At 45.9% G+C, this 14,338-nt stretch carries 16 protein-coding genes; 13 read left to right on the top strand and 3 right to left on the bottom strand.

Features of this window, described 5'->3' with window-relative positions:
• Nucleotides 1-116: 116 nt before the first annotated feature.
• From LQ247_RS15715 to LQ247_RS15670, 10 genes are all read left to right on the top strand, one after another.
• On the top strand, nucleotides 117-833 hold the full coding sequence (locus LQ247_RS15715) for a response regulator transcription factor (protein ID WP_025811198.1): 717 nt from the start codon (nucleotides 117-119) through the stop codon (nucleotides 831-833).
• The gene (locus LQ247_RS15710) at nucleotides 820-1,854 is read left to right on the top strand and encodes a sensor histidine kinase (protein ID WP_023855963.1); all 1,035 of its coding nucleotides are present in this window, start codon (nucleotides 820-822) and stop codon (nucleotides 1,852-1,854) included. Before LQ247_RS15715 ends, LQ247_RS15710 begins: the two co-directional genes overlap by 14 nt.
• Nucleotides 1,855-1,933: 79 nt before the next feature.
• Nucleotides 1,934-2,854, top strand: a complete 921-nt coding sequence (gene bcrA, locus LQ247_RS15705; RefSeq protein ID WP_023855962.1) for a bacitracin resistance ABC transporter ATP-binding subunit BcrA — start codon at nucleotides 1,934-1,936, stop codon at nucleotides 2,852-2,854.
• Nucleotides 2,847-3,581, top strand: a complete 735-nt coding sequence (locus tag LQ247_RS15700) for an ABC transporter permease (RefSeq protein WP_145930203.1) — start codon at nucleotides 2,847-2,849, stop codon at nucleotides 3,579-3,581. The genes bcrA and LQ247_RS15700 overlap by 8 nt, the downstream gene beginning before the upstream one ends.
• 121 nt (nucleotides 3,582-3,702) lie before the next feature.
• Nucleotides 3,703-4,314, top strand: a complete 612-nt coding sequence (gene bcrC / locus LQ247_RS15695; protein WP_023855960.1) for a bacitracin resistance undecaprenyl-diphosphatase BcrC — start codon at nucleotides 3,703-3,705, stop codon at nucleotides 4,312-4,314.
• 491 nt (nucleotides 4,315-4,805) lie between these two features.
• Nucleotides 4,806-5,294 carry a hypothetical protein gene (locus LQ247_RS15690; RefSeq protein WP_023855959.1) on the top strand — a complete coding sequence of 163 codons (489 nt, stop codon included), beginning with the start codon at nucleotides 4,806-4,808 and terminating at the stop codon, nucleotides 5,292-5,294.
• Between the two features lie 115 nt (nucleotides 5,295-5,409).
• On the top strand, nucleotides 5,410-6,072 hold the full coding sequence (locus LQ247_RS15685; RefSeq protein ID WP_023855958.1) for an ATP-binding cassette domain-containing protein: 663 nt from the start codon (nucleotides 5,410-5,412) through the stop codon (nucleotides 6,070-6,072).
• Entirely contained in the window at nucleotides 6,050-7,015 is a 966-nt protein-coding gene (locus tag LQ247_RS15680; protein ID WP_023855957.1) for an ABC transporter permease, read from the top strand. Before LQ247_RS15685 ends, LQ247_RS15680 begins: the two co-directional genes overlap by 23 nt.
• A gap of 242 nt (nucleotides 7,016-7,257) precedes the next feature.
• Nucleotides 7,258-8,217, top strand: coding sequence for a type I pantothenate kinase (gene coaA / locus LQ247_RS15675; RefSeq protein WP_020452068.1), 960 nt, complete (start codon nucleotides 7,258-7,260; stop codon nucleotides 8,215-8,217).
• A 14-nt stretch (nucleotides 8,218-8,231) separates the two neighbouring features.
• Nucleotides 8,232-8,615, top strand: a complete 384-nt coding sequence (locus tag LQ247_RS15670; RefSeq protein WP_023855956.1) for a VOC family protein — start codon at nucleotides 8,232-8,234, stop codon at nucleotides 8,613-8,615.
• Between the two features lie 51 nt (nucleotides 8,616-8,666).
• On the opposite strand, the gene LQ247_RS15665 is transcribed toward LQ247_RS15670, so the two are convergent.
• Together LQ247_RS15665 and LQ247_RS15660 are read right to left on the bottom strand one after the other, a co-directional pair.
• The gene (locus LQ247_RS15665) at nucleotides 8,667-9,905 is read right to left on the bottom strand and encodes an MDR family MFS transporter (protein ID WP_023855955.1); all 1,239 of its coding nucleotides are present in this window, start codon (nucleotides 9,903-9,905) and stop codon (nucleotides 8,667-8,669) included.
• An 84-nt stretch (nucleotides 9,906-9,989) separates the two neighbouring features.
• Entirely contained in the window at nucleotides 9,990-10,202 is a 213-nt protein-coding gene (locus LQ247_RS15660) for a YqzH family protein (RefSeq protein ID WP_023855954.1), read from the bottom strand.
• Between the two features lie 275 nt (nucleotides 10,203-10,477).
• On the opposite strand from LQ247_RS15660, the gene LQ247_RS15655 reads away from it, so the two are divergent.
• The 3 genes from LQ247_RS15655 to LQ247_RS15645 all read left to right on the top strand — a co-directional run bounded on the left by LQ247_RS15655 (nucleotide 10,478) and on the right by LQ247_RS15645 (nucleotide 12,947).
• Complete coding sequence (locus tag LQ247_RS15655) at nucleotides 10,478-11,740, top strand: Y-family DNA polymerase (protein ID WP_231006243.1); 1,263 nt, start codon at nucleotides 10,478-10,480, stop codon at nucleotides 11,738-11,740.
• A 15-nt stretch (nucleotides 11,741-11,755) separates the two neighbouring features.
• The gene (locus LQ247_RS15650) at nucleotides 11,756-12,094 is read left to right on the top strand and encodes a YolD-like family protein (protein WP_020452064.1); all 339 of its coding nucleotides are present in this window, start codon (nucleotides 11,756-11,758) and stop codon (nucleotides 12,092-12,094) included.
• Nucleotides 12,095-12,305: 211 nt separating this feature from the next.
• Complete coding sequence (locus tag LQ247_RS15645; protein WP_020452063.1) at nucleotides 12,306-12,947, top strand: FusB/FusC family EF-G-binding protein; 642 nt, start codon at nucleotides 12,306-12,308, stop codon at nucleotides 12,945-12,947.
• Nucleotides 12,948-12,997: 50 nt separating this feature from the next.
• On the opposite strand, the gene LQ247_RS15640 is transcribed toward LQ247_RS15645, so the two are convergent.
• Nucleotides 12,998-14,326, bottom strand: coding sequence for an MATE family efflux transporter (locus LQ247_RS15640; protein WP_035338458.1), 1,329 nt, complete (start codon nucleotides 14,324-14,326; stop codon nucleotides 12,998-13,000).
• Between the last annotated feature and the right edge of the window lie 12 nt (nucleotides 14,327-14,338).

Genomic DNA, 14,338 nt, shown 5'->3' with positions numbered 1-14,338 from the left:
CAACTCTCTGTTATAATGAAAGGCAAAGAAAAGAGAGGAAATATTTCAAAAAACAAGCAGCAGCTGGTGCTGCGGTGTGAACATCTATCAAGACAAAATAAAAGCGGGTGAACCAAGTGGAAACCATTCGAGTGCTCATAGCGGATGATGAAAAAGAAATCAGAGATTTATTGAAAACCTATTTAAAAAGAGAGTGTTATGAGGTTGACGTGGCAGTTGACGGAGAAGATGCGTTAAGGCTGTTTGAACAAAACCATTACCACCTCGTGATATTGGATGTCATGATGCCGAAAATCGACGGCATCGAGGTCTGCAGAAGGATGAGGAATCATACGAATGTTCCGATCCTGATGCTGACCGCCAAAGACCTTGAAGGCGATAAAATTTTAGGACTGTCCATCGGCGCCGACGATTATATAACAAAGCCCTTCAGCGTAAACGAAGTGCTTGCGCGGATCAAAGCCATGCTGAGGCGCTTTTTGGTCCTCGGAAGCGAAAGCCGCTCCGATGAACAATCGCTGATTCAATTTAAAGGATTGACCATCGATTTGAAAACATATACGGTCACCGCGGGCGGACAGGAGATCTCTCTGACGGCGAAGGAGTTTGAACTGCTGAAGTTTTTCGCCTCAAATCCGGGGCAGGTATTTACGAAAACGCAGCTGTTTCGAAACGCATGGAGCGATCAATACATAGAAGATGACAATACGGTCATGGTGCATATCAGAAGGCTGAGAAAAAAAATAGAGCCGGACCCTTCCGATCCACAATTTATTCAAACTGTTTGGGGAATTGGCTATAAGTTTGTAGGTGAGAAAGATGCTGACCGATAAAAAGCTGCTGCTTCTCATTCTGCAATGTGCGGCGATTGCAGCACTTTTGTTCATCTATATGAAAACGGCTTCCTTTGGGGTTTTCAGCACAATGTTGTTTATTTTTCTGTTTGCCGTTACCGCGCTGCTGTTTACGATGAGGCTTCGCTTCATCGATCGCTTAAAGCTGATCGAAACCGAGCTGAAGCGCGTGGCGGATGGAAATTTAAGAAGAAGATTGCTGGCGAAAGGCGGTCAGCCGTTTAATGAAATCATTTTTTCCATTAACGAATTGATAGAGCAGCTTGAAAAAGTTCAAATCAACGCCGCAAAATCGGAAGCGGCCAGAAAACGGCTGCTGTCTAATATTTCCCACGATATCCGAACGCCGCTCACATCAATTATTGGCTATGTTGATGCATTAAAAGACGGGGTCGCGTCTTCGGAAGAAGAGAAACAGGAATATCTCAATATCCTTTCTAAAAAATCCAACAGCCTCAAGCAATTGATCGATGAAATATTCAACATGGCGAAATTGGACGCGAATGAAGTCCAGTTGAAAACAGAGTTTTTTGACCTGGCCGAAGTCGCTAGGGAAACGCTGATCGACTTTTTGCCGGAACTGAAAAAACATGACATTGATTTGAATGTACAGATCCCGGAAAAGAAATGCTCTGTTATTGCAGATCGGCTCAGCTTGATCCGCGTGATCGAAAACATCGTGAGAAACGGCATTCATTATGGAAAAGAGGGAAAAGTACTTGGAATCGAACTGACGGAATCAGAACATGAATATCAGCTTCTCATCTGGGATCAAGGTCCGGGAATTCCGGAAAACGATATTGAAAACGTGTTTGATAGAATGTACCGCAGAGACCGGTCGAGAAGCCTTGATGACGGGAGCGGCCTGGGGCTTGCCATCGCCAAATCGCTCGTCGAAAAAAACCGCGGACGCATATGGGCACAGAGCGTCCCGTGGGAAAAAACGACGTTTGGTTTTTCGCTGCCTAAACAAAACCATCTCCAATCATTTAAGAATTAATTAAGAATTGGTTAAGAAGAAGTTAAATCCTTCTGTTTATGATGTAGTTATAAGGCGAGTGAAAGAGAGTGGATCAACTTTGAACACAATTATTAAAACGACGGATCTCACGAAAATGTACGGGCCGCAAAAGTCTGTAGACCATCTCAATATCAATGTAAAACAAGGAGATATATACGGATTTTTGGGACGAAACGGCGCCGGCAAAACGACGACGATCAGAATGCTGCTGGGTCTGATCAAACCGACCAGCGGGCAGATAGAAATTTTCGGAGAGAATTTTTTCAAGAATAAAAAAGAAATTTTAAGAAGAATCGGATCTATCGTGGAAGTGCCCGGCTTTTACGCGAACTTGACGGCAAGGGAAAACCTGCTGATCAATGCGAAAATCATAGGTATCCATAAAAAAAATGCGATCGATGAAGTATTGGAGATCGTGGGCCTGCAGCATGAAACGAAAAAGCTCGTCGGCAAGTTTTCCTTGGGCATGAAACAAAGGCTGGGAATTGCAAGAGCCTTGCTTCACTATCCGGAGCTGTTGATACTGGACGAGCCGACAAACGGCTTGGACCCGATCGGGATCAAAGAAATGAGAAGACTCATTCATTCTCTCGCCAAAGAAAGAAACATCACCATCTTTATATCAAGCCACATTTTGTCTGAAATCGAACAGCTCGTCGATCATGTCGGGATCATTCATGAAGGAAAACTGCTTGAAGAAATTCCGTTTGACCATCTCAAAAAAAGAAACCGCAAATATCTGGAATTTCAATTATCCGATCAAAATAAAGCGGTCGTTCTGATGGAACAGCATTTTGATATTCATGACTACGAAGTTCACCAGGACGGGATCATCCGGGTATACTCCCATTTGGGCCAGCAGGGAAAGCTCAATAAATTGTTTGTCGAAAACGGAATAGACGTATTGAAGATTGCGATGAGCGAAGACAGTCTTGAAGACTATTTCGTGAAGTTGATTGGGGGCGGGACGATTGGCTAATTTGCTATATACCGAATTGCTGAAGCTTAAGCGGTCACAGATGTTTCTTGTCAGTATCCTGGGAGCGGCGGCAGCCCCTTTCATCTGTTTTATATCGTCTTTGGCTAAAAAAGCCAAGTACCCTGATGTACCGATTCGCTTCAGTGAGACCTTTTCCGATACCAACCTGTATATTGTGCTTTTGATCGGAGTCCCGTTGTATGGCGTGATTACATCATATTTATTCAATCGGGAATACGCTGAAAGCACGCTAAAGAATCTATTGACGATTCCTGTTTCAAGAATCAGCCTTATTGTCAGCAAATTGGTTCTGCTCCTCATTTGGATCATGATGCTGACGTTAATCGCCTGGGTGCTGACGCTGCTGTTTGGGCTGATCGGCCAGTTTGAAGGGCTCAGTTCGGAGGTTTTAATAGATGGGTTTAAACAATTTATGATAGGCGGGGCACTTCTTTTCTTCCTGGTCAGTCCAATTATATTTGTGACACTGCTGTTTAAAAACTACGTGCCCACCATTATCTTTACAATCATTATATCAATGGTCAGCATTATGGTATACGGCACGGAGTACAGCGCTTTACTCCCCTGGTCGGCGGTATGGGTGATCGCTTCGGGTACGTTCTTTCCGGAATATCCGCCCGAATATTCTTTTATCAGTGTTGCCGCCACAACCGTTCTTGGATTAGCCGCGACAATCGTTTACTTTAAAAAAATCGATATTCATTGATGCAGGAGGAGTCTAAGGGAATGTGCAACACATGTTTGTACATCCCTAATCCCGATAAAGGCTTATTGCACAATTTTGATGGATATATTTAGGATAAAAGTATAAAAAAGGAGAATGGAACATGTCTTTTTCAGAATTAAATATTGATGCTTTTCGTTTCATTAATGATTTGGGAAAAGAGTATTCGATGCTGAATCCGGTCGTTTACTTTCTGGCCGAATATATGATGTACTTCCTCGCGTTGGGTCTTGTCGTTTATTGGCTGACCCGGACGACAAAAAACAGATTGATGGTCATTTATGCAGTCATCGCATTTGTGATTGCCGAAATTCTTGGGAAAATCATGGGCTTTCTGCATTCCAACTATCAACCGTTTGCCACGCTTCCGAATGTCAACAAGCTGATAGAGCATGAAATTGACAATTCGTTTCCGAGCGACCATACGATTTTGTTTTTTTCAATCGGCTTTTTAATCTTCCTGTTTCACAAAAAGACGGGCTGGCTGTGGCTTGTGCTTGCGTTTGCCGTAGGCATTTCCCGCATTTGGTCGGGCGTTCACTATCCGCTCGATGTTGCGGCGGGAGCCCTTCTTGGCGTGTTGTCAGCTCTGTTTGTATTCTGGACAGCACCGAAGCTGTCATTTATTCATCAAATGCTGTCCCTTTATGAAAAGGTGGAACACCGGATTGTTCCTTCCAAAAGCAAATCGAACGATAAATCGAAGAACTTTTAAAGGATGAGGCTGCCTTGGATTTAGGCAGCCTTTGCTATGTGCACTCACAAATACACGATCGGCTTCTTCATCCTCCAAATCGAAGGCGGTTCCCGACAGCAAGAGTATATGACCGTCTCCATGAAGGTAGACGGTCTGTCGGGTGCTTTGTTTTTTTGTACGAATAACAGCTGTAGAATCGCTTTCCAGGTATATAGGTTCCTCTTCTTCCTCCTTTTTTCATCCCCATTATAAAAGATGCGGGCTATTCATGACGAAAATTCCAAATAATAGGAATTGAATATAAGTAAAAATATGGTATAATATCAATTACATAGGAGGTGATAATTTCCAATAGGTAATGATAAAATGGTCCATTCTGCTAGAAATCTATTTTTTCATCCATTAAAATGAGAGAACTCGGACCTTAAATTGTTTTGGATGCGGCAGTAGCTTATGGATGGCAGCTGAAGACGTACATACGAATTATCAAAAATACGGAGGGAAACGAAATGAAAAAAGCGATTTTAGGGTTTTCTTTGTCTGCGGCGCTCCTGGTTCCATCCTCATTCGCTGCGGCTGCTGGGGACGGGCAGCTGACAAGTGAGCAAAAAGAACTGCTTGAAGCCAAGACAGAATACGTGCAGTCACTTCCTGAACAGGCATCTGTCCAAAGCGGTGTGACGGCATATGCAGGAAAAAGGCTCACAATTAAAAGAGGAAGCTTCCTCGCCTGGTCGAAAGATTATATCGACTGGTACTACAACGGCAAAAAAGTATCGAAAAGCAGCGGATCGCAGGATGTCGGCTACGTCTTTCCGAATGTCGTGAGAGCAAAAGGGATTAAAAGGTATTACAAGTCTTCAGGGCTTCACAAATGGAGAGCGAAAAAAACGCTGAGCTTCGGGACCGTTACACCGTGGGGAGATGTTGAATTCGCCAGCTCAACCTTTACAGACAGAAGGTGGGTCAATAAAAAAGGAAAATACGGAAACGATTAATTTGCCGTAAGCCATTTCATACAACGCTGCTAAAAGACTATTTTGAAATTAATGGCAGCGTTGTATAATGGAGAATGTTGCAACACCATCCTGATGCAAGAAAGGATTTTTTAAATTGATCAAAATCGATGACCTGACGAAATCTTATGGAAGCAAAAAGGTATTCAACCGTCTCAACATGAATATCGAAAAAAACAAAGTCACCTTCCTGATGGGGGAAAACGGCGCCGGGAAAACGACGCTCTTGAAATGCCTGCTCAAGCTGGAACATTTCGAAGGCGGCATTCTGTACGACGGAGAGCCGCTTGAAGCCGTCAGGAGCAAAGTGCACGTTATCTATGACGATTCCCCGTTTTACGATCATCTGAGCGGATATCAAAATATTAAACTGTTGATCAATAAACCTGCCGGCAAAGAAGAGCTGGAACAATTATCGCAAAAGTTCCTCGGCCGGGCGCTGCTGAAAAAAAAGGTTAAGACCTATTCATACGGACAAAAGAAAAAGCTGGCCTTAATGATCGCTGCATTAAACAAACCGTCATATTTGTTTTTGGATGAGATATCAAACGGGCTTGACTACCGGTCCATGATGGAGCTTCAGGCGCTGATCAATGACTGGTCGAGCAGGATGACGATTGTTGCCGCCGGCCATCAGTTTGAGTTTTATTCTTCAATCGTCGATCAATTATATGTGTTGAAAGACGGTTCAGCTATCCACATAGACAATTTTAAAACGAATGGAGCAGAATTGGGCGATGTCTATAAAGAATATTTATAATATTTTCAAAAAAGAGCTTGCATTTCAATCATATTCTAAAATGCTCGTCATGTTATTGCTTCCTCTATTATTCATTTCATCCGGATACATATATGTACATTATAAAAATACAATTGACAGCTATCAGCAGTTTAAAAAGACTGAAGACGAATATAAAGAACTCGGCATCGATATTAAGCAGGCGCTGGCGTCGCCCGTCAAGGTGAAGGAAGGGGAGCTGAAAAGCGAGGATGGCGACGGAGAGATCGTCGAAAATATTTTAAGGTTTGACTATGAGAATTTCGTCTTGTCCCTCCATCATCTGGAGCCCAAGCAGTCGGTTATCATGACGCTTGAGCTGATGGGCTTCATCATTTTTCCCTTGGCTTTTACGCTGTATGCCATCTATATCTCCTCTTACGACATCAGGTTCAAGACGGTGAAAGTGAAAGCTGTCAGCCATGATTGGAAATCCGTTCTGCTGGCCAAACAGTGTTCGGTTTACATGGTGATGGCTGCCGCCGTGATCGCCGTTGTATGTACGGCATATGTGTCAAGCTTCGTCTTTTATTCCCTGGCTTCAAGGGCCATACCGGTCGGCGAGTTCACAATACCCGCTGTTTCAAAAAGCAATATCCCGCTTCAGCTCGTTGTCGTTCTGGCGGTCAGCTTCATTTTTTCGACGGTCGGATTTTATTTGGGCGTCCTCTTCAGAAGCTTTATTACGCCTGCTTTGCTGTATATCGTTTACAGCCTGCTTATCCCTGCTTTGGGGAGATTCGATTTGAAAAACCTGCTGTCTAATCTCGGGCATGCGGTTTTCAGTTTCAGCGGCGGCTTTAAACTGTTTACACCGGTGAAGGTGGACATGATTCCGGTCGTCATCATTTTAGCCGCATCTGTCGGCTTGCTGTCTGCGGTTACTTATTATATGGCGCACAGGCAAAGCAAATATGTCGTTTGAAAAAAGAGCGCAGGCACTTGCGCTCTTTTTTTGCAAGCGACGGATGCCCGTTGGCTCAGGTTTGGCAGGCGAGTGTCAAATAGTTGGAACAACAGAATCTGCCGTCTCTGGATGAGGCGGTTGTTTTGATTGAAACCTTGTTCCTCGTAAATATTCGAAAAATTCTATATAATAATAAAGCGGTCTCAGGAATTCATGCACTTTTTAGTAAACAGCTTTTGAACAGAGGGCAGGTGAGTATAATGGCGAATCAGGATTTGAATTTGCACACGTTATATACGAGTCATACCCGCGATGCCTGGGCAAATCTCGGTGGGCATATGGCGGTAGAAATGACCGAAGAGGAAGTAAAAAGGCTTGAAGGTTTAAATGACTATCTGTCTTTGGAAGAAGTCGAAACCGTTTATGTTCCGCTGGCGAGGCTGCTTTATTTACACCGGACAACTCAATATGAACGGAACACCCGGGTGAACGGTTTTTTGAACCATCCTCACGCGGCCAAAATTCCGTTCATCATCGGGATTGCCGGAAGCGTCGCGGTTGGAAAAAGCACGACGGCCCGCATCATTCAGACGGTGCTCTCCCGTTTGCAGGAACGGCTGAAAGTCAGTCTGATCACAACCGACGGTTTTCTTTATCCCAATGCGGTGCTGACAGAAAAACAGATGATGTCGCGGAAGGGGTTTCCGGAAAGCTATGATGTCAAAGCATTGCTTGAGTTTTTAAACGATTTAAAATCCGGCAAGGAAATCGTTCGCGCACCCGTTTATTCCCATTTAACGTACGACAGATTGGAAGGGGTTTACGAAACGGTTGAACAAGCGGATATCGTGATCATCGAAGGCGTCAATGTGCTGCAGACACCGACGATCGAAGACGACCGGACAAAACCGCGGGTTTTCGTTTCCGATTTTTTTGACTTCTCAATTTATGTGGATGCCGAAGAAGACCTCATTATCAAATGGTATCTTGAACGCTTTCGCATGCTCAGAGAGACGGCATTTCAAGATCCGAGTTCTTATTTCCATAAATTCAAAGACCTTGCGGACGAAGAAGCGGACCATATGGCAAAGTCAATATGGGAGACCGTCAACCGTCCGAATTTGTATGAGAACATTCTGCCTACAAAATTCCGGTCTGATTTAATCTTGAGAAAAGGCGAAGGCCACAAGGTGGAAGAGATTCTCGTCAGACGGGTGTAGAAGAGGAGGCTTGCATGATCCATCATATTGAACTGTATGTTTCAGATTTGGAAGCGTCGAAGCGCTTTTGGGGCTGGTTTCTCGGAGAGCTCGGCTATGAGGTTTTTCAACAATGGGAAGACGGGATCAGCTGGAAAGCAAACGGCGCCTATCTCGTGCTTGTGCAGGCGAAAGAGCAGTTTGTCAAAGCAGGTTATCACAGGTGCCGCGTCGGTTTAAACCATCTTGCTTTTTACGCGGCATCCAAAGAACAGGTCGACGAAATGACAATGAAACTGAGGGAGCGGGGATGCCGCATTTTATATGAAGACAGACATCCGTTTGCCGGCGGAAGCGGGCATTATGCCTTATATACCGAAGATCCCGACCGCATCAAAGTCGAACTTGCGGCGCCTTGAGGCGGGCGTACGCCGGAAGGCCGGCCTTTGACCGAGCCGGCCTGTTTTCAATTAATGCTGCATCGTTTTTTTCGAACTTAATTTGACTTTTGCTTCATCTATTTTGAGCTTCCGGAAGGCTGCCACCAGGAAAGGAACGCCGCAAATAGTGACAGCAGACAGGATTGCAAAAGTGAAAAACGGCTTTTCCGCTCCAAAGGCGTCCAGCAGCATTCCCCCCGCCCAAGGGCCGATCACGCTTCCCAGCTGGGTGAAGCCTATAGCCCCGAAGTAAGTGCCTTTCAGCTCAGGCCGGGCAATCCGGTCGACCAGTAAATCCATCATCGAAAAGAGAAGCACTTCCCCGATCGTAAACACGATAATGATCAAGACGATGGACCATAGATCGTGGAAAAACGAGAGGCTGAACAGGCTTCCGCTAATCAGCACATTTCCGGCAATCAGCGATAAAATCGGTGAAAACCGTTTGGCGATATGTACGATCGGGTACTGTACGACAAGCACGGCCAAGGCATTCAGCGTCAGCATCATACCGAACACTTTCGTCCCGTCTTCGATGAACGGGCTGGCCGCCATGTATTGTGCGAGCGTGGATGTGAAGTGGGAATACCCGAATAAACAAAGAATCGAACCGATTAGTGTAATCGTAAATACCCGGTCTTTTTTTGTCACCTCCAGCGCGTCCCGCACTTTTATACGCTTATTCCGCTCAGTTGCCGGTACGGTGTGGTGTTTAAACTGAATGACCAGCACCGCCGCATAAATAAAATAAATGAAAGCCGCAATGAAAAACGGCAGCGTCGTTTTCGAAGATCCGAGGTACAGGCCTAAAAGCGGACCGAAGACGACGCCGAGGTTGATCGCGGTATAGCGGAGATTAAAGACGAAAAGGCGCGTTTCGGGTTTGGATACGTCTGAAAGCAGCGCTCTTGAAGTCGGTTCAAACAAAGCGCGGCATAATCCGTTTAAGGCATTCATGACAAAGAATGTCCAGACATGATCGGCGAGCGCGAAACCGGCGAACACGAATGTCCAGCCGAAAATCGAAACGAGCATGATGGTTTTCCGGCCGAACCTGTCTGATAAGTACCCGCCGTAAAAGCTTGCCGCAATTCCGATCAGAGAGCTCGCTGCAATAACGGCGCCGGCAAAGCCGGAAGAGGCGCCTTTCACTTGTGTCAAATAAATTGCTAAAAAAGGGATGCTCATGGCTGTGCCCATACGTCCGAAAATGGTTCCGACAATAATGGTCCAGCTGAGCGGGTGGATGTTCTGCCATTTTTGTTTCATGATAAACTCTCCGTTACGTTTTTATTTGTTTATCATACATGAAACAAATGGCGGTGAATAGAGGAATTTCTATATGCTGGGTGATCAAAAGGAGAACAAGCCTTGATTTGTGACATAATCATAGATGACATCTTCGATATGGGCATGCAGCCCCTCATTCGGTTCCTCGATCCGCCTTTCCTGCAAAGCCAGCTTCAGGATTTCTTTTTCGCCGGGGCTGAGCGGATCGGTTGCAACATTGCGTCCGTACTGCTTCAGCGCCTGTCCGAGCATTTTTTCAATCAGTTTCTCATCCATTTGTCTTTCTCCTTTAGGAGCGCTTTTTCTTTTATCTTACTAGGAAAAAACGAGGTTCTCAAGGGAGCTTTCAATTTGAGCCATTAAACCGGATGCGGCAGCATTCCGAACTGGAATGATCCGCCATGTCACCTTCTTTCCAAAGAAGGTGTTTTTTGTTGCTTTCAGCCAGGATTTTCTTTGGATAAAATTACGCCTGGAAATCGAACGTATATTCGGAGTATAGTATTCATACACTAATTGTGCGAACATCAGTTCTTTTTGGAGGGAGAGAGATGGATTACGGTCAATATCCGTCGCGTTCGGTTTTGTGCGTTGATATGCGGAGCTTTTATGCAAGCTGTGCCGCAGTCCTGCTCGGACTTGATCCGATGACTTGCCTGCTGGCGGTTGTCGGAAACACGGAGCGGCAGGGGAGCATCGTTCTCGCTGCTTCTCCGGCTCTGAAAAGAGAGTTCGGCGTGCAAACGGGAACAAGGCTTTATCAGCTGCCGGATGATCCGCGCATCAAGCTGGTCAATCCAAAGATGGGGCTGTTTGTCCGTGTTTCTACAGAGCTCACCCGGCTGTTCTGCCGCTATGTGCCGCCTGATGCCATTCATACGTACAGCGTGGATGAAAGCTTTATTCAGGTGGACGGTGTTGAGAGCATGTGGGGAGACGCCCGAACGATTGCGATGAAAATTCAAGATGATATGGAAAGGGAGTTTGGCCTTCCCTGTGCTGTCGGAATCGGACCGAATCTGCTGATGGCAAAGCTGTGCCTTGACCTTGAAGCGAAAAAATCAGCAGACGGAGTAGCCGTTTGGGGCTACGAAGACGTGAAAACGAAGCTGTGGCCGCTGTCTCCGCTGCGCCGCATGTGGGGAATCGGCTCCAGGCTGGAAAAGACGTTAAACCGGATGGGGATTTTTACAGTCGGTCAGCTGGCTCACTATGATCTCAAGCGGCTTGAGAAAACATTCGGGGTGATGGGAAACCAGCTCTATTATCACGCTTGGGGCATCGACCTTTCAGCGATCGGAGCGCCGCTCTTGGAGGGGCAGGTCAGCTATGGAAAAAGCCAGATTTTGCTTCGCGATTATCCGAATTCGGAGGAAATCAAGCATGTCATTCTTGAAATGTGTGAAGAAGTAGCCAAAAGGGCGCGCGCCCACCGCCAGGCCGGCCGGACCGTCAGTCTTGGCGTCGAATACAGCCGCGATGAGCTTGGCGGCGGGTTTTACCGTTCAAAAACAATGGAAAGCCCTTCAAATGTCACCCTTGATCTCTACCATACATGTCTGGCATTGTTCGAGCGGTTTTATGCCGGCAAAACGGTTCGGAAAATTTCCGTCTCTTTGTCCAATATTCAAGACGACACCAATATGCAGCTTGATCTTTTTCGTCCCGATCAGGAAAAGAAGCGGCAGCTCGGGTACGTGATGGACGGCATCAGAGAACGGCACGGATCAACAGCGCTTTTGCGGGCTGTTTCCTATACAAACGCCGGGACGGCCCGGCTGCGGTCAAAATTGGTCGGAGGCCATCAGGCATAGAAAGGAGAATCATTTATGCTTCGCGACAGAGGCAGTATCAAATGGGTTTCCATGATGCTGCCTGAGCACGTGGAATTGCTCAGGGAATATCATGAAAGCCTTCAAAAACTCAAAAAACCGATCCTGGATGAACAAAAATATGAAGAATTTAATGAAATCATTTGTGAAGCGATGGCAGAAAACAGAATGTTGCAATTTGCCTATTATCGGCAGGGGGAAGTGAAAACACTGGCCGGCCGGATTCACTATGCCGACGCCCTGAAAAGGGAGCTGCGGATCGTAAGCCGGGCGGATGAAATATGCATTTTAAAGATGGAGGATATCATTGAGATTGAATACGATTGTCGTTTATAATAGAATCAGTATTCGGAGGTGGATAAAATGGTAAATGACATTCATTTGCCGACTGCAGCGTCTCATGCAAAGCCTGTTATCTTGAAAGGCGATACTTTGCATGAGGCGGGGTTATAAACAAATCGCCTAAAAAAAGCAAGGTATCATTTCTGATCATCCGGCTTTGCACCTTATTTTTAAATATAGATCCATAAATAAGGAGCTGGCAGAAATGAAGACACCTTTTATCAGAAATGACCAATATAATTTTATTAAGTTTCAAACGGACAGCCTTGTTCAGGGACATGCGAACATCAATGACGAAAACGTACTTGACGCTTTGAAATGCAATGCGCTCGATCAAGTGTTCAACCTGTTTCCTGATCTCAGCAGCGATCAAAAGTCTTTGCTGCAGAAGATGGCAGAAGTGGAAGACAGCGGTGAAGCGATGCGCTTTTTAGCCGAATTAAAGCCTCATGTCATTCCATTTCAGCGTATAACAGTAAAAACCGCTAAAAAGCTATTTTCTAAAGTGAAGAAGTTAAAGACGCCCGATTTTGAACAGATGGATTTCAGCGGATATTCCTACCTGGGATGGAATGATGCAGGATCAGGCAGAAAGTACATGATTGTGGATGCCGGCGGAAAGCTGACCGGAATACACGGCACCATCAAATCCAGCAATAAAAAAGGAATCTGCGCGATATGCAACAGGACCGAAGAGATCGGACTGTTCATGGCCCGGGTGAAAAGCGGGAAAGAAACCTATACAGACAGAGGCAATTATATTTGCTGTGACAGTGAAACATGCAATCAAAATGTGATGACGCTGGATCATCTGAACCATTTCGTCGCACAATTAACGAAAGAATAAACGAGAACCCCCCGGCTAAGCTTTAGCCGGGGGGTTTTATGATTTGGCTTTTAGCCTGCCTCTTTCGCAGCACTTCGCTCTCCGAAGAGACGGGTGGTCAGCCCGGGAACAGCCATACATAAGAATACGGAACGTCCAAGGCTGAATAAAAGAAAAGCGAGCCACAGCCCATGGTTTCCGAAAGCGGGCACAGCGGTAAAAAAGGCGGCCAGGAAGACGAGAACAGCCAAGAACATTGAATTTCTGACCGGGCCTATTTCAGTCGCTCCTGTAAAAATCCCGTAAAAAACGAGTCCGAAACTTGCGGCCAAAGGAAAGAGAGCGATCCAAATATCGTAGGTTTTCGCTGCTTCCAAAACGCTTTCAAGCGGTGTAAACAAGGGAAGGATTACACCTTTCAAAAGAAAGTAGCCGACTGAAAGCAGCGCGGCCGAGATCAGCGACCACTGGATCGAAAGGGAAAGCGTACGGGAATAAAGTTCCCGATCCATTCTTCCAACGGCTTTCCCGGCAAAAATGCTCGATGCATTGGCAAATCCGTCAAACACATAAGCCATCATATAATGAATTTGAATTAAGATCGCATTTGCGGCCAAAACTTCAGCGCCGAAGCCGGCTCCTTTAGCCGTAAACAAATTAAAAACCGTTAAAAGGCACAATGTCCGAATCAATAGATCGCGGTTGACAACCATCATTTTTTTAAACGGTTTCGGGTCGAACAAAACCTTGACGGACGGCAGCTTAAACCGCATGGCGGCATTCGTTTTCACAAGCAAGCAGCCGATCAGGCAGCCCGTCACTTCCGCAATCAAAGTGGCTAGAGCGATGCCGTATACTTCCATGTGAAAGACGTAGACAAAAACGATGTCAAGCACGATATTCAAGACGTTCATCGAAATCTGCAAAAGCAATGTCACTTTGATAAGGGACATTCCCATCAGCCAGCCGAGAATGCAATAGCTGATTAAAGCAAATGGAGCGCCCCAAATCCTCAGCGAAAAATACTGCGAGGCGAATTCAGCGGTATGGCGGTCAGGCTGTATCAGCGTCAGCGCTGCGTATTCAAGCGGTTTTTGCAAGAGAATGAACATCAGTCCGGCAAAAACCGCGATGCAAACAGGCCGGGCAAGAGCCAAAACGCTCTCTGATCTGTTTTGGGAGCCGAGCGACTGAGCAGCGAACCCCGATGTGCTCACCCGCAAAAAGCCGAGGAGCCAATACATCGTATTAAAAATCATCGTTCCGACTGCAACACCGCCGATGTAAGCAGGGGAGGAAAGCTGCCCGGCTACCGCCGTATCGACCGCCCCCAGCAAAGGAGTGGTGATCGTTGAAATGATCAGCGGAACTGCGAGTGCTAGATAATGTCTGTGATTCATCTCTTATGACCC

Source organism: Bacillus sp. BS3(2021) (assembly GCF_021043345.1).
GTDB classification, from domain to species: Bacteria; Bacillota; Bacilli; order Bacillales; family Bacillaceae; genus Bacillus; species Bacillus paralicheniformis.
The sequence above is the reverse complement of the archived record's forward strand: the minus strand, read 5'-3'. Positions and strand labels throughout refer to the sequence as shown.

Bases quoted from the DNA above. Each gene is read 5' to 3' on its own strand.
- LQ247_RS15670 (WP_023855956.1), top strand. From the start codon at position 8,232: ATGATCCATCATATTGAACTGTATGTTTCAGATTTGGAAGCGTCGAAG.
- LQ247_RS15680 (WP_023855957.1), top strand. From the start codon at position 6,050: ATGTCTATAAAGAATATTTATAATATTTTCAAAAAAGAGCTTGCATTT.
- LQ247_RS15660 (WP_023855954.1), bottom strand. From the start codon at position 10,202: ATGGATGAGAAACTGATTGAAAAAATGCTCGGACAGGCGCTGAAGCAG.
- LQ247_RS15650 (WP_020452064.1), top strand. From the start codon at position 11,756: ATGCTTCGCGACAGAGGCAGTATCAAATGGGTTTCCATGATGCTGCCT.
- LQ247_RS15655 (WP_231006243.1), top strand. From the start codon at position 10,478: ATGGATTACGGTCAATATCCGTCGCGTTCGGTTTTGTGCGTTGATATG.
- LQ247_RS15645 (WP_020452063.1), top strand. From the start codon at position 12,306: ATGAAGACACCTTTTATCAGAAATGACCAATATAATTTTATTAAGTTT.
- bcrC (WP_023855960.1), top strand. From the start codon at position 3,703: ATGTCTTTTTCAGAATTAAATATTGATGCTTTTCGTTTCATTAATGAT.
- LQ247_RS15640 (WP_035338458.1), bottom strand. From the start codon at position 14,326: ATGAATCACAGACATTATCTAGCACTCGCAGTTCCGCTGATCATTTCA.
- LQ247_RS15710 (WP_023855963.1), top strand. From the start codon at position 820: ATGCTGACCGATAAAAAGCTGCTGCTTCTCATTCTGCAATGTGCGGCG.
- LQ247_RS15665 (WP_023855955.1), bottom strand. From the start codon at position 9,905: ATGAAACAAAAATGGCAGAACATCCACCCGCTCAGCTGGACCATTATT.
- LQ247_RS15690 (WP_023855959.1), top strand. From the start codon at position 4,806: ATGAAAAAAGCGATTTTAGGGTTTTCTTTGTCTGCGGCGCTCCTGGTT.
- coaA (WP_020452068.1), top strand. From the start codon at position 7,258: ATGGCGAATCAGGATTTGAATTTGCACACGTTATATACGAGTCATACC.